The sequence below is a fragment of the Streptomyces roseoviridis genome (assembly GCF_039535235.1).
Taxonomy (GTDB): Bacteria; Actinomycetota; Actinomycetes; order Streptomycetales; family Streptomycetaceae; genus Streptomyces; species Streptomyces roseoviridis.
Genome location: NZ_BAAAWU010000001.1, coordinates 7,144,237 through 7,166,396 on the forward strand (window position 1 = coordinate 7,144,237; position 22,160 = coordinate 7,166,396).

The 22,160-nt window shown below is 73.9% G+C and carries 17 protein-coding genes; 11 read left to right on the top strand and 6 right to left on the bottom strand.

Translation table 11 applies throughout. The features are described 5' to 3' along the window. Window positions 1-29: 29 nt before the first annotated feature. Window positions 30-836, bottom strand: a complete 807-nt coding sequence (locus tag ABD954_RS32220) for a pentapeptide repeat-containing protein (RefSeq protein ID WP_345492615.1) — start codon at window positions 834-836, stop codon at window positions 30-32. A gap of 166 nt (window positions 837-1,002) precedes the next feature. Here ABD954_RS32220 and ABD954_RS32225 point away from each other — a divergent pair, with 166 nt between their 5' ends. Further along, window positions 1,003-2,523, top strand: coding sequence for an alpha/beta fold hydrolase (locus tag ABD954_RS32225; RefSeq protein ID WP_345491408.1), 1,521 nt, complete (start codon window positions 1,003-1,005; stop codon window positions 2,521-2,523). Window positions 2,524-2,532: 9 nt separating this feature from the next. Here ABD954_RS32225 and ABD954_RS32230 read toward each other — a convergent pair whose 3' ends face one another. Further along, window positions 2,533-4,215, bottom strand: a complete 1,683-nt coding sequence (locus ABD954_RS32230; RefSeq protein WP_345491410.1) for an acyl-CoA synthetase — start codon at window positions 4,213-4,215, stop codon at window positions 2,533-2,535. A gap of 187 nt (window positions 4,216-4,402) precedes the next feature. On the opposite strand from ABD954_RS32230, the gene ABD954_RS32235 reads away from it, so the two are divergent. The 9 genes from ABD954_RS32235 (at window position 4,403) to ABD954_RS32275 (ending at window position 12,800) form a co-directional block, all read left to right on the top strand. Continuing rightward, on the top strand, window positions 4,403-5,206 hold the full coding sequence (locus tag ABD954_RS32235; RefSeq protein ID WP_345491412.1) for a crotonase/enoyl-CoA hydratase family protein: 804 nt from the start codon (window positions 4,403-4,405) through the stop codon (window positions 5,204-5,206). Between the two features lie 290 nt (window positions 5,207-5,496). Next, the gene (locus ABD954_RS32240; RefSeq protein ID WP_345491414.1) at window positions 5,497-6,453 is read left to right on the top strand and encodes a Zn-ribbon domain-containing OB-fold protein; all 957 of its coding nucleotides are present in this window, start codon (window positions 5,497-5,499) and stop codon (window positions 6,451-6,453) included. Then, entirely contained in the window at window positions 6,450-7,523 is a 1,074-nt protein-coding gene (locus tag ABD954_RS32245; RefSeq protein ID WP_345491416.1) for a thiolase domain-containing protein, read from the top strand. The genes ABD954_RS32240 and ABD954_RS32245 overlap by 4 nt, the downstream gene beginning before the upstream one ends. Beyond that, window positions 7,520-8,698, top strand: a complete 1,179-nt coding sequence (locus tag ABD954_RS32250; RefSeq protein ID WP_345491417.1) for a thiolase domain-containing protein — start codon at window positions 7,520-7,522, stop codon at window positions 8,696-8,698. Before ABD954_RS32245 ends, ABD954_RS32250 begins: the two co-directional genes overlap by 4 nt. Window positions 8,699-8,785: 87 nt before the next feature. After that, window positions 8,786-9,028: a DUF397 domain-containing protein gene (locus tag ABD954_RS32255; protein ID WP_345491419.1), complete on the top strand. Its 243-nt coding sequence runs from the start codon at window positions 8,786-8,788 to the stop codon at window positions 9,026-9,028. Between the two features lie 125 nt (window positions 9,029-9,153). Continuing rightward, window positions 9,154-9,549: an ACT domain-containing protein gene (locus tag ABD954_RS32260; RefSeq protein ID WP_345491421.1), complete on the top strand. Its 396-nt coding sequence runs from the start codon at window positions 9,154-9,156 to the stop codon at window positions 9,547-9,549. 137 nt (window positions 9,550-9,686) lie between these two features. Next, the gene (locus ABD954_RS32265; RefSeq protein ID WP_345491423.1) at window positions 9,687-11,681 is read left to right on the top strand and encodes an ATP-binding protein; all 1,995 of its coding nucleotides are present in this window, start codon (window positions 9,687-9,689) and stop codon (window positions 11,679-11,681) included. Window positions 11,682-11,916: 235 nt separating this feature from the next. Beyond that, a complete protein-coding gene (locus tag ABD954_RS32270; protein ID WP_345491425.1) occupies window positions 11,917-12,417 on the top strand; it encodes a hypothetical protein in 501 nt (166 codons plus the stop codon). 17 nt (window positions 12,418-12,434) lie between these two features. After that, window positions 12,435-12,800 carry an RNA-binding S4 domain-containing protein gene (locus ABD954_RS32275; protein ID WP_345491427.1) on the top strand — a complete coding sequence of 122 codons (366 nt, stop codon included), beginning with the start codon at window positions 12,435-12,437 and terminating at the stop codon, window positions 12,798-12,800. Window positions 12,801-12,884: 84 nt separating this feature from the next. Here the strand turns inward: ABD954_RS32275 and ABD954_RS32280 are convergent, their stop codons facing one another. The 3 genes from ABD954_RS32280 to ABD954_RS32290 all read right to left on the bottom strand — a co-directional run bounded on the left by ABD954_RS32280 (window position 12,885) and on the right by ABD954_RS32290 (window position 18,598). Then, window positions 12,885-15,083 (bottom strand): terpene synthase family protein, encoded by a 2,199-nt coding sequence (locus tag ABD954_RS32280; RefSeq protein WP_345491429.1) that lies wholly within the window; start codon window positions 15,081-15,083, stop codon window positions 12,885-12,887. 169 nt (window positions 15,084-15,252) lie between these two features. Then, window positions 15,253-17,187 (bottom strand): N-acetylmuramoyl-L-alanine amidase, encoded by a 1,935-nt coding sequence (locus ABD954_RS32285; protein WP_345491431.1) that lies wholly within the window; start codon window positions 17,185-17,187, stop codon window positions 15,253-15,255. Between the two features lie 280 nt (window positions 17,188-17,467). Next, a complete protein-coding gene (locus tag ABD954_RS32290; protein WP_345491433.1) occupies window positions 17,468-18,598 on the bottom strand; it encodes an aminoglycoside phosphotransferase family protein in 1,131 nt (376 codons plus the stop codon). 237 nt (window positions 18,599-18,835) lie between these two features. On the opposite strand from ABD954_RS32290, the gene ABD954_RS32295 reads away from it, so the two are divergent. Next, window positions 18,836-20,326 carry a DNA-binding protein NsdB gene (locus ABD954_RS32295; RefSeq protein WP_345491435.1) on the top strand — a complete coding sequence of 497 codons (1,491 nt, stop codon included), beginning with the start codon at window positions 18,836-18,838 and terminating at the stop codon, window positions 20,324-20,326. Window positions 20,327-20,503: 177 nt separating this feature from the next. On the opposite strand, the gene ABD954_RS32300 is transcribed toward ABD954_RS32295, so the two are convergent. Further along, a complete protein-coding gene (locus tag ABD954_RS32300) occupies window positions 20,504-21,964 on the bottom strand; it encodes a PP2C family protein-serine/threonine phosphatase (protein WP_345491437.1) in 1,461 nt (486 codons plus the stop codon). Window positions 21,965-22,160 lie beyond the last annotated feature (196 nt).

The following is a 22,160-nucleotide window of genomic DNA, read 5'->3' on the forward strand; positions in this document are numbered from 1 at the left end:
TCCGGCCCGTCACGCCCCCGGGCCGGCCGCTAGCGGGTCCAGTGCCCCGGGCGGTCGAAGCCCTCCGGCAGGCGGGTGGACGCGTCGCCGCGGGCGGAGTTCAGCTGCGGCTGGGTGAGGAAGAGGGCGCCGGTCAGGTCCGCGCCCGAGAGGTCGGCGTCGCGCAGGTCCGCGCCGATCAGGTCGGTCAGGGAGAGGTCCGCGCCGGTGAGGTCGGCCGCGATGAGGAGGGCGCCGCGCAGGTCGGCGCCCCGCAGCTTCGCCCCGCGCAGGCGCGCCCCGATCAGGTCGGCGCCCCGCCGGCTCTTCGGCTTGCCGCCGGCCGCCGCGCGGACCAGGGAGCTGCTTTCGAGGAGCAGCGTGTTCACCTCGGCCCGCACCGGGCCGACGTCCAGCTTCTCCAGGTCGGCCGGGCTGCCGCCGGTCAGCTCCGTCACCCGGGCCAGGGCCCCGTCGAGGTCGCGGTGCAGCGGGCGGGTGGCGGCGTGGGCACGCGCCTCGGCGAGGTAGCGCAGCAGCTCGTACAGCTGGCGCATCACCGGGAACACCTCGTACATCTGCCGTGCGCTGCCCGGAGCCTCCCGCCAGGACACGCCGCCGAAGGTGACCTGGGAGACCTGCTGGCCGGCGCCGAAGCAGTCGTACACGGTGCAGCCGGGAAAGCCGCTGTCGCGCAGCCGGGTGTGGATGCCGCAGCGGAAGTCGTCCTGGAGGTTCCGGCACGCCTGGCCGGAGGACTTGTCCACCGCGAAGTCGTGGGACTTGGCGAAGGGCAGGGCCACGCAGCACAGTCCGAAGCAGTTCGCGCAGTCACCCCGCAGCTCGACCGGGAGGATCTCGACCGGGAGGTTCTCGGCCTGACGGGTCTCGGTCTGACGGGTCTCGGACACGGTGAAACGGGTTCCTTCGTCGGCGGGAGGAGGGGTGGCGGACGTCCCACCGTATCGCGCTCCGCGCGAACTGCGTTGCCGCGCCGTTCCGCCGACGTCCATGATCGACGGCATGCCTCAGTTCAGGACGTACGACGGAACCCGCCTCTCCTACCGCACCCTCGGGACGGGAGAACCCCTACTCGTCCTGCCCGGCGGCCCCATGCGCGACGCCTCCTACCTCGGTGACCTCGGGGGACTGAACGCCCACCGCACCCTGATCGTGCTCGACCCGCGCGGCACCGGCGGCAGCGACGTCCCCGCCGACCCCGCGACCTACCGCTGCGACCGCCAGATCGCCGACGTCGAGGCCCTGCGCACCCACCTCGGTCTCGACCGGATCGACCTCCTCGGCCACTCCGCGGGCGGCAACCTCGCCCTCCTCTACGCCGCGGCCCACCCCGAGCGGGTGCGCTCCCTCGTCCTGGTCACGACGCGCGGCCGGGCGGTCGGGCTGGGCACCAGCGACGAGGAGTGGGACGAGGCCGCCGCGGTCTTCGCCGACCGGCCCTGGTACCCCGAGGCGTGGGCCGCCCTGGAGGCGGCGGGTCCCGACACGCCCATGCCGCGGCTCGCGGCCCTCGCGATGCCCTTCTCGTACGGCCGCTGGGACGAGGCCGCGCAGGCGCACGCCGCCGGTCTCGACGAACAGACCAACTGGACCGCCGCCCAGGCCTTCTACGGCGAGGGCGCCTTCGACCCCGCGGCCACCCGGCGCGCCCTGCGGGAGCTGACCGCCCCGGTCCTCGTCCTCGCGGGCGGGTACGACGGGGGGCCCACGCCCGCCAGGGCCGCCGAGATCGCCGCCTGCTTCCCGCACGCCGAACTCGTCGTCCAGCCGGCCGCCGGGCACTTCCCGTGGGTCGACGACCCGGGGGCGTTCAGGCGCACGGTCGCCGCCTTCCTGGACCCGCGGGTCCGCACCGTCACCGTCGACGGCGTGCGCCTCGCCTACCGGGTCGACGGCCCGGAGCACGCCCCGCCCGTGGTGCTGGTGCACGGCCGCGGCGAGAACAGCGCCGGCTGGGCCGACCTCGCGAGGGAGCTGGCCGCCGACCGCCGGGTGTACGCGCTCGACCTGCGCGGGCACGGGCTCAGCGACTGGCCGGGCACGTACGGCTTCGGGGTGTTCCGCGACGAACTGGGCGGCTTCATCAAGGCCCTGGGGCTGGCCGGTGCGACCGTGATCGGGCACTCCATGGGCGGCGCGGCGGCGTATCTCCTCGCCCAGCGCGAGCCGGAGCTGATCGGCCGGCTGGTGCTCGAGGAGGCTCCGGTCTTCTTCCCGCTCGACCCGCCGCGTGTGCCCGCCGAGCCGCCGAGCGGCCCGGTCGGGCTCGACTGGGCGGTGGTGGGCGCCACGGACGCGGAGCTGAACGATCCCGACCCGGCCTGGCGCGCGGACCTCTCCCGGATCACCGCGCCCACCCTGATCGTCTCCGGCGGCAGGAGCAGCCACCTGCCGCAGGAGCAGCAGGCCTGGATGGCGGAGCGGATCCAGGACACCGCGCTGGTCACGATCAAGGGCGGACATCTCGTTCACCAGAACCGGCCGGAGAAGTTCCTGGCGGCGCTGCGGAAGTTCGGCGTCTGATCCGGACGGTCAGGCGGTGTCGGCCCGCGCGGCCACGCTCCTCGCCCAGCGGTAGTCCGCCTTGCCGCTGGGGGAGCGCTGGATCCGGTCGGTGAGGACGAGCCGGCGCGGCACCTTGTAGCCGGCGAGCCGGGTGCGGCAGTGCGACTGGACCGCCGCCAGATCCAAGGTCGGTGCCCCGGCGCGCAGTTGCACCACCGCGGTCACGCGACTTCCCCACTTCGGGTCCGGCACTCCGGTCACCAGGGCGTCGTACACGTCCGGATGGGACTTCAGGGCCTGCTCGACCTCCTCGGGGTAGACCTTCTCGCCGCCCGTGTTGATGCACTGCGAGCCGCGGCCGAGGACCGTGACGACGCCCTCCTCGTCGACCGTGGCCATGTCGCCGAGGAGCACCCAGCGCTCGTCGCCCTTGCGGAAGAAGGTCTCGGCCGTCTTCGCCGGGTCGTTGTAGTAGCCGAGGGGTACGTGGCCGCGCTGGGCGAGCCGGCCGGTCTCGCCGGCCGCGACCGGTTCCCGGGTGACCGGGTCGACCACCCGGGTGCGTTCGTTGACGTGCAGCCGGAAGCCCTTCGCGGGGCCCGAGTCGGCCGTCGCCCGGCCGTTGGAACCGGACTCCGACGAGCCGAAGTTGTCGAGCAGCAGTACGTGCGGCGCGAGCGCCCGGAACTGGTCGCGCACCGTGTCCGACATCATCGCCCCGGAGGAGGACAGGCTGAACAGCGAGGACAGATCCGTGCCCTTGAGCGGTCCGTGGAGGGCGTCGACCAGTGGCCGCAGCATCGCGTCGCCGACCAGCGAGACACTCGACACCTTCTCCTTCTCGATGGTGCGCAGCACCTCCTCGGGCACGTACTTGCGGTGGATCACCACCCGCTGCCCGTAGTTGAAGGCGATGAACGAGGTGAGGGTGGACGTGCCGTGCATCAGCGGGGGAGTGGGGAAGAAGGTGATGCCCGCGCCGCCCGCCGCGACCCGTTCGGCCAGCTCCTCGGGGCGCTTCACCGGCTCCCCGCTCGGGTCGCCGCCGAACAGTCCGGCGAAGAAGAGGTCCTCCTGGCGCCACATGACGCCCTTGGGCATGCCCGTGGTGCCGCCGGTGTAGATGATGAAGAGGTCGTCGGGCGACCGGGGTCCGAAGCCGCGCTCGGGCGACCCGGCCGCCTCCGCCGCCGCGAACTCCACGCAGTCGAGCGCGGGCACGACCCCGCGCAGGGCTCCCGGCGCGGTTCCGGCCGGACCGCCGGGGACGGGACCGGCCGCAGACCCGGGCGGGGTCCCCACCCGCACGAGGTGCCGCAGCTTCTCCGTCCGCGGCAGCGCGCCGGCGACCCGGTCCGTGAACTCGGCGTCGAAGACGAGCGCCGCGAGGTCGGCGTCCCGGTAGAGGTACACGAGCTCCTCCTCCACGTACCGGTAGTTGACGTTCACCGGTACGAGCCGGGCCTTCAGGCAGGCCAGCACGGTCTGGAGGTACTCGACGCCGTTGTACAGGTGCAGGCCGAGGTGCTCGCCCGGCCGCAGTCCCGCGTCCAGGAGGTGGTGGGCGAGCCGGTTGGCCGCGGCGTCCATCCCGGCGTAGGTCAGGCGGCGCTCGGCACCGCTGCCGGGGTGGTCGACGTAGACCAGCGCCTCGCGGTCGGGGACCACGTCGACGACCGATTCGAACAGGTCGGCAAGGTTGTACTCCACCGTTCCTCCTGATCCTGCCCCGGGCCGGCACGTCGGTCACCGGCGCGGTCATTAGAGCGCCGACGGGCGGAGGTGGGAAGGGGAGGCACAAAATAATCTGACTGAGCGTCAGAAAACTATTGAAGTGAACTCCCCGCTCCTGCAACCTGTTCCGGACATGGAGACGGCACCGGAGAGGGAGACGCCCATGGGCGGCAGCACCGAGCACCTCGACGTGCGGCGCGAGGGTGCCACACTCGTCCTCACCCTGAACCGGCCCGAGGCCAGGAACGCGCTCTCGCTGCCGATGCTCGTCGGCCTCTACGACGGCTGGCTCGCCGCCGACGCCGACGACACCGTCCGCTCGGTCGTCCTCACCGGCGCCGGCGGATCCTTCTGCGCGGGCATGGACCTCAAGGCGCTGGCCGGCAAGGGCATGGAGGGCGAGCGGTACCGGGACCGCATGACCGCCGACCCCGACCTGCACTGGAAGGCGATGCTGCGCCACCACCGGCCCCGCAAACCCGTCATCGCCGCCGTCGAGGGACCGTGCGTGGCCGGCGGCACCGAGATCCTCCAGGGCACCGACATCCGCGTCGCGGGCGACACCGCCACCTTCGGTCTCTTCGAGGTCCGCCGCGGCCTCTTCCCGATCGGCGGCTCCACGGTCCGCCTGCCCCGCCAGATCGCCCGGACGCACGCCCTCGAAATGCTCCTGACCGGCCGCCCCTACACCGCCGACGAGGCCGCCCGCATCGGCCTCGTGGGCCGCGTCGTCCCGGCCGGGACCGCCCTGGAGGCCGCCCTGGAGATCGCCGAGCGGGTCAACGCCTGCGGTCCGCTCGCCGTGGAGGCGGTCAAGGCGTCCGTCTACGAGACGGCCGGGATGACCGAGGAGGAGGGTCTGGCCGCGGAACTGAAGCGCGGCTGGCCGGTCTTCGCCACGGCGGACGCGAAAGAGGGCGCGAGGGCCTTCGCGGAGAAGCGCCCGCCGGTGTACCGCCGGGAGTGACCCCGGCGTCCCGGCCGCCCCGGGATCTCGGGACCGGCCGCCCCGCCCTCCCGCGCGGGCCCACCGACCGGCCGCCCTGCCTTCCCGCGCGGCCTTCCCGCGCGGGCCCACCGACCGGCCGCCCCGCTTTCCCGCCCGGCCTTCCCGCGCGGGCCCACCGACCGCCCCCCGTAGGCCGGGCCCCGGCGATGGTCCTTCGCCCGGGTCCGGCCTGCCACCCCGGTCCGGCCTGCCACCCCGGCCCGCCGCCCCGCCCCGGCCGCCCGCCCCTCTCCGCCCCTGGAGCTCCCATGACCGCCGTCCCCAAAACCCTCCGCGCCCCCCTCGTCGTCGAGTTCCCCTTCACCCGCTCCCTCGGCCCCGTCCAGTCCGCCTTCCTCACCGGCCTGCGCGAACGCACCCTCCTCGGGGTCCGCACCGAGGCCGGGCGGGTGCTCGTCCCGCCCGTCGAGTACGACCCCGAGACCGCCGCCGAGCTCCGCGACCTCGTCGAGGTCGACGCGACCGGCACCGTCACCACCTGGGCCTGGAATCCGGAACCCCGCCCCGGCCAGCCGCTGGCGACCCCCTTCGCCTGGGTCCTCGTCCGCCTCGACGGCGCCGACACCGCCCTGCTGCACGCCCTCGACGCACCCGGCCCCGACGCCGTGCGCACCGGCCTGCGGGTCCGCGTCCGCTGGGCCGCCGAACGGCACGGCGCCATCACCGACATCGCCTGCTTCGAACCGTACGAGAGCACCGCGCCGCGGACTCGGCCCCGCCCCCACGACGGCCGGTTCGACGCCCCCGTCACCGGCATCGTCGCCCCCGCCCGCCTCGACTACACCTACAGCCCCGGCCGCGCCCAGACCGCCTACCTCCACGCCCTCGCCGAACGTCGCACCGTCGGCGAACGCTGCCCCTCCTGCGCCAAGGTCTACGTCCCGCCCCGCGGCGCCTGCCCGACCTGCGGCGTCGCCACCACCGAGCAGGTCGAGGTCGGGCCCCGCGGCACCGTCACCACCTTCTGCATCGTCAACATCAAGGCCAAGAACCTCGACATCGAGGTCCCGTACGTCTACGCCCACATCGCCCTCGACGGTGCCGCGCTCGCCCTCCACGGCCGGATCGCCGGCATCCCCTACGACCAGGTACGTATGGGCCTGCGGGTGGAACCCGTATGGAGCGAGGACGGACGCTACCCCGACCACTACCGCCCCAGCGGAGAGCCGGACGCCGACTACGACACGTACAAGGAGCTCCTGTGACCGCCTCCGCACGCCGGGACGTCGCCGTCGTCGCCTTCGCGCAGACCGACCACACCCGGCGCACCGACGAGCTCTCCGAGGTCGAGATGCTGATGCCGGTCCTCCACGCGGTGCTGAGCGAGACCGGGCTGACCGCCTCCGACATCGGCTTCACCTGCTCGGGGTCCTCCGACTACCTCGCCGGACGGCCCTTCTCCTTCACCATGGCCCTCGACGGCGTCGGCGCCTGGCCGCCCATCTCCGAGTCCCACGTGGAGACGGACGGCGCCTGGGCGCTGTACGAGGCATGGGTGAAGCTCCTGACCGGCCAGGCCGACACGGCGCTCGTGTACGCCTACGGGAAGTCCTCGCCCGGCTCCGTACGCGACGTCCTCACCCGCCAGCTCGACCCCTACTACCTGGCACCCCTGTGGCCCGATTCCGTCGCCCTCGCGGCGCTCCAGGCACGGGCCCTGATCGACGCGGGGCACACCGACGAGCCCGCGCTCGCGGCGATCGCCGCCCGCAGCCGCCGGGACGCCGCCGCCCATCCGCACGCCCAGCTGCGCGGCGCCCGCCCCCAGGGCGACTACGTGGTGGCCCCGCTGCGCACCGGCGACTGTCCGCCCGTCGGCGACGGCGCGGCCGCCGTGATCCTCGCCGCGGGCGAGCGGGCCCGCGCACTGTGCGCCAGGCCCGCCTGGATCACCGGCATGGACCATCGCGTGGAGGCCCACTCCCTCGGCGTGCGCGACCTCACCGACTCGCCCTCCACCCGCTTGGCCGCCGAACGGTCCGGGGCCTTCGACGCGTCCGCCGGCCGGCCCGTCGACACCGCCGAACTGCACGCGCCCTTCACCGCCCAGGAGGTCGTCCTGCGCAGGGCGCTCCGCCTCGGCGACGACGTCCGCGTCAACCCCTCCGGCGGAGCGCTCGCCGCCAACCCCGTGATGGCCGCGGGGCTGATCCGCCTCGGCGAGGCCGCCGCCCGCATCCACCGCGGCGCCTCCGACCGCGCCCTCGCCCACGCCACCTCCGGGCCCTGCCTCCAGCAGAACCTGGTCGCCGTCCTGGAAGGGGACCCGCGATGAGCCGAGCAACGCACAAGGAGCCCGTGGCCGTCGTCGGCATCGGCCAGACCAAGCACGTCGCCGCCCGCCGGGACGTCTCCCTCGCCGGTCTCGTCCGCGAGGCCGCCCGGCGCGCCCTGGCGGACGCCGAGCTGACCTGGTCCGATGTCGACGCCGTCGTCATCGGCAAGGCCCCCGACTTCTTCGAGGGCGTGATGATGCCGGAGCTCTACCTCGCCGACGCCCTCGGCGCCGTCGGCAAGCCGATGCTCCGCGTCCACACCGCCGGCTCGGTCGGCGGGTCCACGGCGCTGGTGGCCGCCGACCTGGTGGCCGCCCGGATCCACGGCACCGTCCTGACCGTCGCCTTCGAGAAGCAGTCCGAGTCCAACGCCATGTGGGGCCTGTCGCTGCCCGTGCCGTTCCAGCAGCCCCTGCTCGCGGGCGCCGGTGGCTTCTTCGCCCCGCACGTACGGGCCTACATGCGGCGCACCGGAGCCCCCGACACGATCGGCTCCCTCGTCGCGTACAAGGACCGGCGCAACGCGCTGAAGAACCCCTACGCCCATCTCCACGAGCACGACATCACCCTGGAGAAGGTGCAGGCCTCCCCGATGCTCTGGGACCCCATCCGCTACTCCGAGACCTGCCCGTCCTCCGACGGCGCCTGCGCCATGGTCCTCACCGACCGGGCGGGCGCGGCCCGTTCGCCCCGACCGCCCGCCTGGATGCTCGGCGGCGCGATGCGCAGCGAACCCACCCTCTTCGCCGGGAAGGACTTCGTCTCCCCGAGGGCGGGCCGCGACTGCGCCGCCGACGTCTACCGGCAGGCCGGGATCACCGACCCGCGCCGTCAGATCGACGCGGTCGAGATGTACGTGCCCTTCTCCTGGTACGAGCCGATGTGGCTGGAGAACCTCGGCTTCGCGGACGAGGGCGAGGGCTGGAAGCTCACCGAGGCAGGGGTCACCGAGCTCGGCGGCGACCTGCCCGTGAACCCCTCCGGCGGGGTGCTGTCCAGCAACCCCATCGGGGCCTCCGGCATGATCCGCTTCGCGGAGGCGGCACTCCAGGTCCGCGGCCGGGCCGGTGAGCACCAGGTCGAGGGGGCGCGCACGGCGCTGGGGCACGCGTACGGAGGGGGCGCGCAGTTCTTCTCGATGTGGCTGGTCGGAGACCGGCCGCCCACCGGCTGAGGTCTGTCCGTGCCGCGGACCGGTCGCTACGCTGAGGCCCGGACGGACAGCGCAGCGTGACGCGTGCGACGTGAGGGGAGAACGGACGTGGCGGACAGCACCATGCCCCAGCAGGCCGGGCCGGGGCACGACCTGCCGGACCTCGACCTGACGGGCGCCGACTGGCGCCCCGGCAGCCAGGGGGTGGGGGACGTGCAGATCGCCTTCGTCGAGGGCTTCGTCGCGATGCGCAACGGGCGCAGGCCCGGAGCACCGTCCGTCGTCTTCGGCCCGGCGGAGTGGCGGGCGTTCGTGGCGAACGCCCGCGAGGGCGAGTTCGACCTGACCTGACCTGACCTGACCTGACCTGACCCGGCCGGGTCAGGCCAGGCCTGACGTCGTCCGACCTGGACGGGGCCGCGCCACAGGCGCCGCGAGCCCGGCACGATCGGCCGGACGGCCCTAGGGTGACGACCATGCACCCTGAGCGCGATCTGGGCCGGCTCCTGGCCGGGATGCGGCCTGAACTCCACCCCGGCCGCTACGTCTTCACCACGGTGGCCGGCCCCGCCCCGGCGGGCCTCGACCCGGTCGTCACCGTCGCCGAACGCGAGGGACTGACGATGGTCGTACGCCAGGAGGACGCGGACGCGGCCTCGCTGGCCTACGACTACGTGGCCGGCTGGATCACCCTGCGCGTCCACTCGGCACTGGATGCCGTAGGACTGACCGCCGCCGTCGCGGGAGCCCTTGCCGATGCCGGTCTGAGCTGCAACGTGGTCGCGGGCCACCACCACGACCACCTCTTCGTCGAACACGCCCGAGCGGACGATGCCTTGGGCGTCCTGGAAGCGCTTGCCCGACGGTCCTGAGACCCTTCACACAACCCCCACAATCCCTCGTGATGGGGGTGTGTCCCGGCGTACGCTGGGACTTCACGGGGTGACCGCCCCGGACGCACCCCCGTGTGCGCCGGGCGTGCGCCCTCAGTGTGGGGGTGGGGTGGACCATGGCAGCACACACCGGCGGACCGGCCGGCCAGGGCTTCCGTCTCTTCGAGCGCGAGGCCGAACTCGCGGCTGCCGAGGAGGCGTTGAACCTCCTCGCGGGACGGGCCGCCGACGTGGGCCCGGCGGACGGCGGCGGGCCGGCACCGGCGGGCACGCCCGTGGACGGCGCGCGGGACACGGGCCGGAGCGGACACGGAGACACCGCGGGGGACGCGTACACGGCCCGGCTGGTCGCGGCCGGCCGGAGTCTCGCGCCGGGGGCCGACGAGAGCGCCGCCGGTCCCCTCCGCCAGGGGAGCGTGCCCGGCCTCGACCCGGAGCCGGCGTCCGTCGTGGGCGGCGGAGAGGGCGATGCTGCGGCGACCGCGACCGCGACCGCGACCGCGACCGCGACCGCGACGGTGCACGGCCGGGACCGGGTCGATGCGTCCGCCGCCGGCGGCGTGCGTGCCCTCCGGCCTCCGCGCACGCCCGGGGCGCCGGTCCTGCGCGTGGTGCGCGGCGGCCCCCCACGCCTCGTGACGGACGCCCGTCGCGGAGGAGTGCTCGCCGTCGCCGCGCCCGCCGGGCTCGGCAAGACCACTCTCCTCGCCGAGATCCGCCGACGCGCCGCCGCCAGGGGGTGCACGGTGCTGTCCGCGCGCGGCGACGAGGAGCAGCGGGTCGCCTTCCACGTCGCCCGGCAGCTCCTCCGGCCACACCTCTCCGCCGCCGCCCGCACCGAGCTGCGCAAGCACCTCGGCGACCGGTACGACGTCGTCGGCCCCGCACTCGGCCTCGGCGCTCCCGCCGAGGGCGGACCGCCCGACCAGGAGGCCGTGCGCGACGGGCTCGACCGGGTCCTCGCCCACCTCGCCCGGCACCACGCCCCCGTCGTGGTCGTCCTCGACGACGCCCACAGGGCCGACCCCGAGTCGCTCGACTGGCTCTCCGCCCTCGCACCCCGCGCCGAAGAGCTCCCCGTCCTGCTGGTCGTCGCCTACCGGCCCGACGAACTCCCGGCCGAAGGCGCGGAGTTCACGGACGGGCGACTCGGCCGCAGGCCCCTCTCCCTGGAGCCGCTCAGCCCCGCCGCCCTCGCCCGGCTCGTCCGCGACCGGATCGGCGTCCACGCCGACGACGCCTTCTGCCGCGAGTACTGGGCCGTCACCTCCGGCAACCCCTTCGATGCCGTCCAGCTCGCCGCCCGGATCCGCGACCGGGGCCTCGACCCCACCGCCGACCTCGCCACCGCCGTCAAGGGCAGCGGTCTGCTCACGAAGATCGAACGGCTCGGCGCCGCCACCGTCCGCCTCGCCTGGGCCTGCGCCGTCCTCGGCAGCGGGACCTCACCCCGGCTCGCCGGCGCCGTCGCAGGACTCGCCGACGAGGAAGTCGCCCAGGGCGCGGCACTGCTGCGCCGCGCCGGCGTCCTCGCCGAGGCGGCGGACGACGGGGACGGCAGCGAGCACGACGGGGACGGCAGCGAGGAGTACGGGGACGGCAGCGAGGAGGACGGGGCCGGCCGGGACGGGACCGGCACCCTCGCCTTCGTCCACCCGCTCGTCGCCGACGCGGTCTACGACGCCATCCCCACCGCCACCCGCGTCGCCCTGCACGGCCAGGCCGCCTGGTGCGTCATCGAAACCGGCCTCGGCTCCACCGCCGCCGCCCGGCACCTGGTGGAGACCCATCCGGACGCCGACCCCTGGGTCGTACGGCATCTGCGCGCCGCCGCGCGGGAGGCCCTGCGGACGGGCGCACCCGACACCGCCCGCCGCTATCTCGCCCGCGCCCTGCGCGAACCCCCCGACCGCGACGAACGCGCCGCCCTCCTCGTCGAACTGGAGCACGCCTCCCAGCTCTCGGAGCACACCACCACCGTCAGCCACCTCCCCGTCACCCCGGAGGAACGGACCCACCCCCACGGACTTCGGCAGGAGGGGAAGCCCCCGGCCGCCTCGCCCGCCCCACCGACCGGCTCTCCCGCGCCGACCTCCACGGGCGCTCCGTGACCGTCCGCGCGCCCGGAGGGCACCACCGCGCGCGCCGAACCCTCCGCCGTCGTCGTCACCTGCGCCGACACCCGCTCCAGCGCCCGCAGCCGCCGGTACGGTGCGCCCTCCGCGACCGGCCAGGCGCTCCCCGTCACCGCCAGGCCCCGCCCCGTACCGCAGTGGCCGGCGTGAGGCGGCGAGCCGGGGGGTCCCGGCGCGCCGCATCCCGCACCGGGGCACGTACCATGGCCGTATGTCCTTCCTCCGCCGCCGCAGCGCCGCCACACCCGCGGGCCCGGACTTCGACGTCCTGGCCATGGACCCCGGGGACTGGCCCGGCAATCTCGGCGCCGGCCTGCTCCCGGCCCCCGACGGCAGCTGTCAGGGCGTGTTCCTCCGCTACGACCTGTTCGGCGGCCGCGGACCCGCGATGATCATCGGCAACCTGCCGGAGGGCTCCCCGGCCCGCGAGCTCGCCGAGGGCCAGGTCCCCTTCGAGGTGGCGCAGCTGCTCGCCGCCCTGGAGAACGACGAGCCGGTCGAGGTCGTCGACAAGGAGGACGTGCCCGTGATGCAGGGCGACAACCTGCTCATCGTGCGCCGCCTCAAGCTCTCCGAGAGCCGGATCTCCTGCGTGCAGTTCGACCGCAGCGACAACGTCCTGGTCACCATCGCCAGTTGGGACCGCCCCATCACCGACGACCTGTACGCGCTGCTCAAGCCGCTGCCCGCCGAACTGTTCCAGCAGGGCTGACCGGGAGGCGGGGGCCGATGAGCGCACGCGTCGACAGCTGGATCTGGGCCGTCCGGCTCACCAAGACCCGTTCCCAGGCCGCCGCGGCCTGCCGGGCCGGGCACGTCAAGGTCAACGGGGAGCGGGCCAAGCCCGCCCAGCCCGTGAAGCCGGGCGACGAGGTCCGGGTCTTCCACGGCGGCCGGCAGCGGATCGTCGAGGTGCGCCAGCTGCTCACCAAGCGGGTCGGCCCGTCCGTCGCCGCCGAGGCGTACGTGGACAACAGCCCGCCCCCGCCGTCGCGCGAGGAGATCGCCGTGGCGGGCGTGCGCGACCGCGGCGCGGGCCGTCCCACCAAGCGGGACCGCCGCGAGCTCGACCAGCTCCGCGGACTGCGCCCCTGACCACAGCCCGGCGGCCCCCCGGCCCACGGCACCGAGGCCGCCCCGTCCAGGACGGGGCGGCCTTCGCGTGTCACGGAGCCGAGGTCACGGCGCCGGCGAACCGTACGCGGACGCGAGCCGCGCCGCCGACGTCCCGAGGCCCGTCGGCCCCCGCCGCGCCAGGGACGTCCCCGCGCCCCTGTGGACGTCCTCGGCCCCGTAACGCCGCACGCTCCGGTGCCAGTTGAGGATGCCCGCGAGCCAGTCCTCCAACTCCCGCAGATACGTGGCGAAGGCGGCCCGGCCCGCCTCGTCGAGACCGAAGTCGGCGATCAGCAGCGGCACTTCGTGCTTCTTCAGGTGCTCGTACTGGCGCAGCCGGCCCCGCATCAGGTCGTCGACCATCGCCACCGCCGTCGGATAGTCGCAGTCGAAGAACGTCTGCAGCACCAGCACGCCGTTGTGCACCTCGCCCTCGACCTCGACCTCCTTCTGGTACGAGAAGAGGTCATTGAGCAGGGTCGCGTAGTCCATCACCGAGCCCTCCAGGGCCCGCACGGTGCCCGTGCGGTAGAGCTCGGGCGGCAGCGCCTCCGCGTGCCGCAGCCGGCACATCAGCATGGTCAGCTCCGAGCCGAAGGTGGTCCGGCGCATCTCGATGTAGTCGACCGGGTCCGGGACGCGGTGCTGTGCCTGGTTGTACAGCTCCCACAGCCAGCTGTCCAGCATCGCGTCGACGGCGGCCCGCAGCTGCGCGCGTGCCTCCGGGGCCATCGGGCCGGCCGTGCGGGCCCACAGGTCGGCGAGGGAGCGCTCCATCGGGTTCACCGCGAGTGCGGCTCCCGCGCCCGGATCCTCCAGCGGCATGCAGGACTTCAGCCGTTCGGTCTGCTCCCTGGCGGCCGGCAGGTTGCGCGGCCGGCCGAAGACGAGGGGGTAGTGGTCGTCCCCGTAGGTGCCCCAGGTCAGCCACTCGGCGCTGAGCACCAGCTCCTCCACCGTGGCGTCCGGGTCGAGCCCCGCCGAACACAGCGCCAGGTCGAAGCCCTCGGCCATCGGCCGGTCCCAGATGTCGTCGAGCAGCCCCGTCTCCGCCGCCCAGTCGAGGGACCGGCGTCTGGCCTCCTCGTGGTGCGGGCTGAGCGCCAGCGGGTACGGCAGGTCGAACTCCGGCAGCAGCGACGGCCCCACCCTCTGGTGCGGGACGTGCGTGAGCGTGCGCAGCCGGCTCGCCGCGGGCCGGCCGAACAGGTTCCGGATGTCGAGGGCGGAGGTGCCGATCACCCCGTCCGCCCGCGAAGAGCCGCTCACCATACCGTCGTTCATGTACCGGCTGGAGCGCATGTGCCACTCGTGACCGCCGGACTGCCAGTCCTGAAGGCCCTTGGTGTAGGCGGCGACGGCCGCCACCTCCTCCGGCCCGAGCCCGTGTTCCGCGCACAGCGCGGGCACCTCGGTCAGCGCGGTGTTCTCGAACTGCTGGAGCCGGGAGGTCAGCAGGTCGTTGACGGCGTCGGCCGCTTCCTGCGTCGTACAGCCGAGGAACTTCTCCAGGACGAGGACACCATTGCTGTTCTCGCCCTCGTCCTCGACCTCGCGCTGGTACGAGAAGAGGTCGTTGCGCAGGTGGACCGCGTCGGAGAACGCGTCCCGCAGCACCCGCAGCGGCCGGGTGTACGCGACCCGCTCGGGCACCTCGGCGCCCGCCGCGTACTCGACGAGCCCCGCCGACCAGGGCGCGCCGCCCACCTTGCGGCGCATCTCGATGTACTCGACCGGGTTGGCGATCCGCCCCTCGTTGATGTTGTCGAGCTCCCACAGCGACTCGTACAGCAGGTGTTCCGTCGCCTCCGCGAAGCGCACGCGCCAGGCCGCCGACATCGACGGCACCGTCCGCCGCCACAGGTCCGCCAGACCAGCCTCCACCGGGTTGGCCGGCTCCGGCATGCCCTCCGCCGGATCGGCGGGCATGAACGACGGCAGCCGGTCGAGGTACGCCTTGCCGCCGGCCCGGTCCTGGGTGCGCTTGAAGACCTCGAGGAAGTGGTCGTCGAAGAAGAACACCCACGTGTACCAGTCGGTGACGAGGGACAGGGCCTCCTCGTCGCAGTCCGGGTGGGTGTAGGAGCACAACAGGGCGTAGTCGTGGGCCTGGAGGTCCTCCTCCTCCCAGACGCCGGAGCCCTCCAGCATGCCCATCTCCCGCGCCCAGTCCCGCGTGTGCGTGCGGGCCGCCTCGACATGGGGATTGAGCCGCGCCGGATACGGGACGTAGAAATCCGGCAGAACGAAGGGCTGAGCCATGCCAGGGGGGCCTCTCGGTGAGCGCGTGCGGTCGTCCGGCCGAGCATTACCCCTCGGCCCGCGCACCCACGCGAACACCGCAATAGTCATACGAGCGCGAGGAGGTGCCGGCCGGACCGCGATCCGCCGGCACTTCCCCACGGGAGGGCGGGTTTCGGCCGCCCCTTCCTCAGCTCTGCGAAACCCGCACGTCAGCGGCCTTCACAAAGGCCACCCGATGGCCGAACTGGATCTCGTAGTACTCCTCCCGGCCCCGGACGACCCGGTGACCCGAGGAATCGAAAACCGGTGCGTAGTAGTACTCGCCCGGGGTGCGGTCACCCACCACGTACCGCTGACCGGCGAGCAGCCGGTACGGCAACGGGGACACCGGCTGCACCGGGACCCCCGCCGGATAGGCCGCGGCCTCCGGATACGCCCGCCCGTACACCGGCACCGACGCCAGACCCTCCCTCGGCGTCAGCACCAGGCCGCGCCCGTTCACCGCCGTCGGCCCGTCCTGCGGATTGTGGAACCACGCCTTCTGCCCGAGGTACCAGACCGCCGTCCAGTCGCCCCGCCGCTCCGCCACCGCGTAGCTCTGGCCCGTCGAGGCGCGCGCGCCCGTGTCGTTGACCCCGGTCGTCGAATCCTGCCCGCCCGGCCGCAGACCGATGTCCTTCACCAGCGGCGCGTCGGCGCTCGGAGCGGTGTGCAGCCGCACCGCACCGCTCCCGTGCGGCGCGCACGCCTCCCCCGCCTTCGCGCACCCCGTGTACAGGGGCCGGTGCGAGACGTAGTCCGGCCGGATGGTCACCACCCCCGCGTCCGGACCCGCGCTCGGCGTGATCGGCCGGCCGAGCAGCTTGAAGTAGTGCGCCCAGTCCCAGTACGGGCCCGGGTCGGTGTGCATGCCCCTGATGGTCGAGGCGACCGTCCCCGGCACGTTGTCGTGGCCGAGCACGTGCTGCCGGTCCAGCGGAATGCCGTACCGTTTCGCCAGATAGCGCACCAGACGCGCCGACGTCCGGTACATCGCCTCCGTGTACCAGGAGTCCGGCGACGTCAGGAAGCCCTCGTGCTCCAGACCCACCGACTTGGCGTTCACGAACCAGTTGCCCGCGTGCCAGCCCACGTCCTTCAGCGGCACGTGCTGCGCGATGTGCCCGTCCGAGGACCGCAGCGAGTACTGCCACGACACGTACGCCGGATCTTGCACCAGCTTCAGCGTGGTGTCCCAGCTCGCCTCGGTGTCGTGGATCACGATGTAGTCGACCGACTGCGACACCGGCCGGTCCGCCTTGTCGTGGTTGCCGTAGTCACCGCCCCCCAACTCCTCGTAGGGCGCCGGGATCCACTCGCACGCCACCTCCGGCGGACATTCCACCGGCCCCCTCGCCGGCGCCCGCAGCCCGAGCGCGGCCAGCTGGCCCCTGGCGGGTGCCACGTCCGGATCGGCCGGAAGCGTCACCACCTGCCCGCTGTCCGTCCGGCGCGACTCGCCGCCCCGGATCACCTCGAACACCTCGTCCGCGTACACCGCCGCCGTGCCGCTGTCCTCCGCACCCGAGTAGCGCGCCACCGCCCCGTACCAGTCGGCCGGATCCGCGCTCGCCGGCAGCCCCGCCTCACGCTGTGCCGCGGCCAGCAGCGCCGCGCCGCCCTCGATGTTCGCCGCCGTACCGGTCCGCAGCTCCTCGGCCGGCCGGCCCGTGAGCGCCGCCGCCCGCTCCAGCGTCCGCAGCCGCGCCGGCAGCGCACCCGCCGACGGCAGCGGTGCCCCGGCCCCCACGCGCGGGGGCCGCGCCTCGTCCCCGCGCGCGTCCTCCTCGCCCTCCGAGTGGTGCGGCGCCTCGGCGAGCGCGGTCACCGCGTCCGTCAGGTGCATCGGCCCGTAGCCGCCCGTCACGCTCGGCGCGCCGCCGTGGGCGTCCCACCGCGACTGGAGGTACGACACGGCCAGCAGCACACCGGCCGGGACGCCGTGCCGCTCGGCCGCCGCCGCGAACTGGTCCTGGAGCGAGCCCGCGACGGGGCCCTCGGCGCCGGCGGACGGCGCGCCGGAGAGGAGAGGAAGGATCAGCAGGACGGGCGCGGCCCGTCTGAGGGAGGTGGAACGGAGCAAGGCAGCCTCCAGGCACGGATGGGGAAGCGGGGGCGTGCGGAACCGAACCCGTACAGGGGTAGCGGCTCGCGGACCATCCGTCAATCACCCTCGATGCCGGGCGATTTCCCACGTCAGAGCGGCCGGAGAGCGGTTTCGCGCGGGCGGCGCCCCCGCCTGCGGCGCGTCAGTGGAGTGGACCTGTGGGGGTGTTCCTCGCGGAGCGGAACGAAGGGCGCCGCACGCCCGGTGTGTCGGCACCGGGCGCGCGGCGCCCACCCCCGTCCCGTGTCGGAGCCGCTCAGCGCGTCCCGACCGCCGCGCGCACGGCCCGCCGTGCCATGGCGCAGTCGTCGTGCAACCGCCGCAGCAGCAGCCGCTGCTCCTCGCCGGGCGAGACCGCCCCGGCGGGCACCGGGACCGAACCGGCCGGCGGCGCCTCCTTGATCGTCCGCTGCACCGCCGTCTCGTACGTACGGATCTCCCGGGTCAGCACGATCATCAGGTTCACCAGGAACGCGTCCCTGGAGGCCGTCCCCGCCTGCTGTGCCAGCTGACTGATCTGGCGCCGCGCCAGCGGAGCGTCACCGAGCACCGCCCACAGCGTCGCCAGGTCGTAGCCCGGCAGGTACCAGCCGGCGTGCTCCCAGTCGACGAGCACCGGACCGGCCGGCGAGAGCAGCATGTTGGACAACAGCGCGTCACCGTGACAGAACTGCCCCATGCCCTGCCGGCCCCCCGCCTGCGCGAGGCCGTGCAGCAGCTTCTGCAGGTCGTCCCGGTCCCGGTCGGTGAACAGCCCGAGCTCGTGGTAGCGGGCGATCCGCGCCCCGTAGTCGAGCGGCGCGTCGAACGTCCCGGCCGGCGGCCGCCAGGCGTTCAGCCGGGCGATCGCGCCGAGCGCGGCCCGCACGTCCGCGCGGGGCGGTGCCTCGACCGGATGACGGCTCAACGCCGCCGCCCGCCCCGGCATCCGCTCGATGACCAGCGTGCAGTTCTCCGGGTCCGCGGCGATCAGCCGCGGCGCGCGCACCGGGGGACGGTGCCGGACGAACGCGCGGTAGGACGCTATTTCGTGACGGAACCGCTCGACCCACGCGGGGGAGTGGTCCAGTAAACACTTCGCGACCGCCGTCGTCCTTCCGGTCGTCCCGACGATCAGCACGGAACGACCGCTGCGCCGGAGCACCTGAACCGGGTTGAACTCCGGGCAGATCCGGTGGACGGACGCGATGGCCATGCGCAGCTGCGCCCCCTGCGGACCGGACAGGTCGATCCTCCCGCTGGGCGGCTGGACGGTGCTCCCCGCCCAGCGCCTCGGCCGCGCCGCTCCCTGCGTCGGAGCGGGGGCGAGGTACGGTCCGGAACCGGCCGGAATGGTGCGGTGCAGCGGCCGGGGCGGGGCGGACACGGAGGACGATGCTGTGTACATGGAGGAGACAGATCCCTTCGTGCGCCGACGAGTTGCGTGCGTCGCCCCGCCCGCCCGACCGATCCGCACCCTGGGGAAAATGAGGGCCGGTCGACGGGGCGGGGTGGCGCGTTCCTACCTGACACCCGGCCGCGGGTGGCGGAACATCGGGCGCACCCTGGCGAACCCTGGCGAATAGTCGCCAGCCCTATGACAGGGGGTTAGTGTCAAGTCAGCCGAGAACCTGGGGGCTTAGACGTGACCGGACAGACCAACACCCGCCTGGCGGACCTCTTCGGCCTCGCCGGCTGGTCCAAGGGCGAACTCGCGAGACTCGTGAACCGGCAGGCGGCGGCCATGGGCCACCCCCAGCTGGCGACCGACACCTCGCGGGTGCGGCGCTGGATCGACATGGGGGAGACCCCGCGCGATCCCGTGCCCCGGGTGCTGGCAGCGCTGTTCACCGAGCGACTCGGCCGTGTCGTGACCATCGAGGACCTCGGGTTCGTACGACACGGGCGCGCCGGCAAACGGCGGGACGTCAGGAACACCGACAACCCTGACGGGCTGCCCTGGGCGCCCGAACGTACGGCAGCGGTCCTCACCGAATTCACGGGAATGGACCTCATGCTCAACCGACGCGGCCTGGTGGGCGCGGGTGCCGCGCTTGCCGCCGGCTCCGTAATCACCAACGCCATGCACGACTGGCTCCACACCGACCCCGCACGCCCCGGCGCCACCCCCCGCGCCGTCGATCCCCTCCACGCCGACCCCGCCGGGTACGACCGCTACGAGGCCGCCCCCATCGGGTCGGAGGAGATCGAGGCCCTGGAACGCTCCGTCGAGGTCTTCCGCGCCTGGGACGCCTCCCGCGGCGGCGGCCTCCAGCGCAAGGCCGTGGTCGGCCAGCTCAACGAGGTGGGCGGCATGCTCGCCTACCACCACCCGGACCACCTCCAGCGCCGGTTGTGGGGCGTGGCCGCCAACCTGGCCGTCCTGGCCGGCTGGATGTCCCACGACGTCGGCCTGGAGCCCACCGCCCAGAAGTACTTCGTGATCGCCGCGCACGCGGCCCGCGAGGGCGGCGACCGCCCCCGCGCCGGCGAGGCGCTCTCCCGCGCCGCCCGCCAGATGGTGCACCTCGGCCGGCCCGACGAGGCCCTCGACCTGATGAAGCTGGCCAAGTCCGGCGCGGGGGAGCGGCTGCTGCCCCGCACCCAGGCCATGTTCCACACCATCGAGGCATGGGCGCAGGCGTCGATGGGCCGGGGCCAGGCCATGCGCCGGACCCTCGGCGAGGCCGAGGAGCTCTTCGTGTCCGACCGGGGCGACGAGAAGCCCAGCTGGATGCAGAACTTCGACGAGGCCGACCTGCACGGCATGCAGGCGCTCGCCTACCGCACCCTCGCCGAACACGATCCGGCCGCGGCCGTCCCCGCCCAGCGCCACGCCAAGCTGGCGATCGACCTGCGCCACAACGGGCACGACCGTTCCAAGCTCTTCGACCACATCTCGCTCGCCTCGGCCCTCTTCATCGCCGACGACCCGGAACAGGCGGACCGTTACGCCCGCCTCGCCCTGGTCTCCATGAGCGACACCTCATCCCACCGGACCTGGGACCGGCTGCGCGAGATGTACCGGCTGACCGGGCAGTACGCGGGCTACAGCAAGATCGAGGACCTGCGCGAGGAGATCGAGACCGCCCTCCCGAAGGCGCCAGCGAACCGCCCCAGGACCGGGGAGGCGTGAGAGGCGTGAGGAGCGGGAGAGACGTGGTGAGAGGAGCCAGGCGTGGTCAGGATGACGGCGCGACGTGCCACGAGGACCGCGGCCCGTCGCTCCCCGACCTCCGTTGACCCCCGTCGCCGCCCGTCCGACCGCAGTGCTCGCCCGTCGGGGTGGTGACGCGGTCGTCCGCCTGGCCGGTCACGGGGTCGTCGTCCGGCCTCCGACCCGGACCACCATCACGCAGGCGTCGTCCTCGCGCGGCCCCTCGCCGAACTCCTCCAGCACCGTCCGGACGCACTCCTGCGCGTCGCGCGCGGCGGCCAGGCGCGGGGCGAGGGCCAGCAGGCGCTCCGTACCGCTGTCGTCCATGCCGGCGTCGGTCCGGGTCAGGCCGTCGGTGTGCAGCAGCAGCAGGTCGCCGGGCACCAGCCGGGTCTCGGCCTCCTCGTACGCCGCACCGGCCGTCGCTCCGAGGAGCACTCCTTCCGGCCGGGTCAGCGCCCGTCCCGCTCCGCCGCGGAACAGCAGCGGGGCGGGATGGCCGGCCTGGGACCAGGCGAGGGTCTGGGTGGCCGGATCGTAACGACAGCACAGCACGCTGCCGAGGGCGGGCTGGACGGACGTCTCCAGGAGCTGGTTGAGGTGGCCCATCAGGGCGCCCGGCCGGATCCCGGCCACCGCCATGCCGCGCAGCGCGCCGAGCAGCATCGCCATCGAGGAGGTCGCCGCGACGCCGTGACCGGTCAGATCGCCGACGGTCAGCAGCGCGTCCCCGTCCGGCAGTGCCAGCGCGTCGTACCAGTCGCCGCCGATCAGACCCGTGCTCGCGGCGGGCAGGTAGTGGCCGGCCACGTCGAGCGGGGCGGGGCCGTCGTGGGCGAACCGGAGGGAGCCGCGCCAGGGCGGCAGCACGGCCTCCTGGAGCTCGACGGCGACCCGGCGCTCGGTGTGCTCGATGTGCTGGTGGCGCTGGAGGCTGTCCCGGCTCTCGCGGACCGCCCGCTCGCTGCGGCGCAGCTCGCTGACGTCCCTTAAGACGGCCCACATGGAAGCCGTGCAGCCGTCGGCGTCCAGCACCGGCTCGCCCGTCATGTGCACCGTGCGGACCCGCCCGTCGGTGCGGACGATCCGGAACTCGCCGTCGATCGGCTTCCCGTCGATCAGGCAGTCCGTCACCATCGCCTGGAGCACGGGCTGGTCCTCGGCGAACACCATGGACGGCAGCTCGTCGAGCGACATCGGTCCGCTCTCCTGCGGCCGGCCGAAGATCTGGAACAGCTCCTCCGACCAGTGCACGTCGTCGGTGAGCAGGTCCCACTCGGCGCTGCCGACCCGGGACAGCAGCGAACCCGTGAGCCGGGGAGCGGGCTCGGCGTAGGCCGCGGGGGAGTCCTGGGGCGCCGCCGGGGCGTCCGCGAGGTCCGCGGGCAGCCCCGCCTTCAGCTGGCCCATGTGGGCGCGCAGGTCGTCGAGTTGATGGACGGCCAGATCGCACAGGGCGCGCTGCCAGCGGCCCTGCGGGTCGTCCTCGTCCGTGACGGCGTCCCTGCGCACCGCGTCCACCTCGCCGCGCAGACGGCGCGTCTGCGAGATGAGCGCGTCCACCGCGCCGGGCTCGGGCGGTTGGGCGGGACGGTCCGCGAAGAGAGGGGACGGCATGTCGTACTCCGATGCAGGCGACGTGGCGCGGCCAAGTCTGGAAAGTGAAGCCCGGGTACGACTTTGGCACAGCCCGGTTCACCTCGTAAGCCATTTGGCAACACTCGATACGGTGGTGCTTCTGGCATATGTCAAAGGCCCACAGGGGGACCAGTGGACATTCGGCCACACGGCCACGGGTTACGGTGCTGCTGTG

What these genes read in the sequence shown, in the direction of transcription:
- ABD954_RS32225 (WP_345491408.1), top strand. Translation starts at nt 1,003, where the DNA reads ATGCCTCAGTTCAGGACGTACGACGGAACCCGCCTCTCCTACCGCACC.
- ABD954_RS32235 (WP_345491412.1), top strand. Translation starts at nt 4,403, where the DNA reads ATGGGCGGCAGCACCGAGCACCTCGACGTGCGGCGCGAGGGTGCCACA.
- ABD954_RS32240 (WP_345491414.1), top strand. Translation starts at nt 5,497, where the DNA reads ATGACCGCCGTCCCCAAAACCCTCCGCGCCCCCCTCGTCGTCGAGTTC.
- ABD954_RS32250 (WP_345491417.1), top strand. Translation starts at nt 7,520, where the DNA reads ATGAGCCGAGCAACGCACAAGGAGCCCGTGGCCGTCGTCGGCATCGGC.
- ABD954_RS32260 (WP_345491421.1), top strand. Translation starts at nt 9,154, where the DNA reads ATGCACCCTGAGCGCGATCTGGGCCGGCTCCTGGCCGGGATGCGGCCT.
- ABD954_RS32265 (WP_345491423.1), top strand. Translation starts at nt 9,687, where the DNA reads ATGGCAGCACACACCGGCGGACCGGCCGGCCAGGGCTTCCGTCTCTTC.
- ABD954_RS32270 (WP_345491425.1), top strand. Translation starts at nt 11,917, where the DNA reads ATGTCCTTCCTCCGCCGCCGCAGCGCCGCCACACCCGCGGGCCCGGAC.
- ABD954_RS32275 (WP_345491427.1), top strand. Translation starts at nt 12,435, where the DNA reads ATGAGCGCACGCGTCGACAGCTGGATCTGGGCCGTCCGGCTCACCAAG.
- ABD954_RS32280 (WP_345491429.1), bottom strand. Translation starts at nt 15,083, where the DNA reads ATGGCTCAGCCCTTCGTTCTGCCGGATTTCTACGTCCCGTATCCGGCG.
- ABD954_RS32290 (WP_345491433.1), bottom strand. Translation starts at nt 18,598, where the DNA reads ATGTACACAGCATCGTCCTCCGTGTCCGCCCCGCCCCGGCCGCTGCAC.
- ABD954_RS32300 (WP_345491437.1), bottom strand. Translation starts at nt 21,964, where the DNA reads ATGCCGTCCCCTCTCTTCGCGGACCGTCCCGCCCAACCGCCCGAGCCC.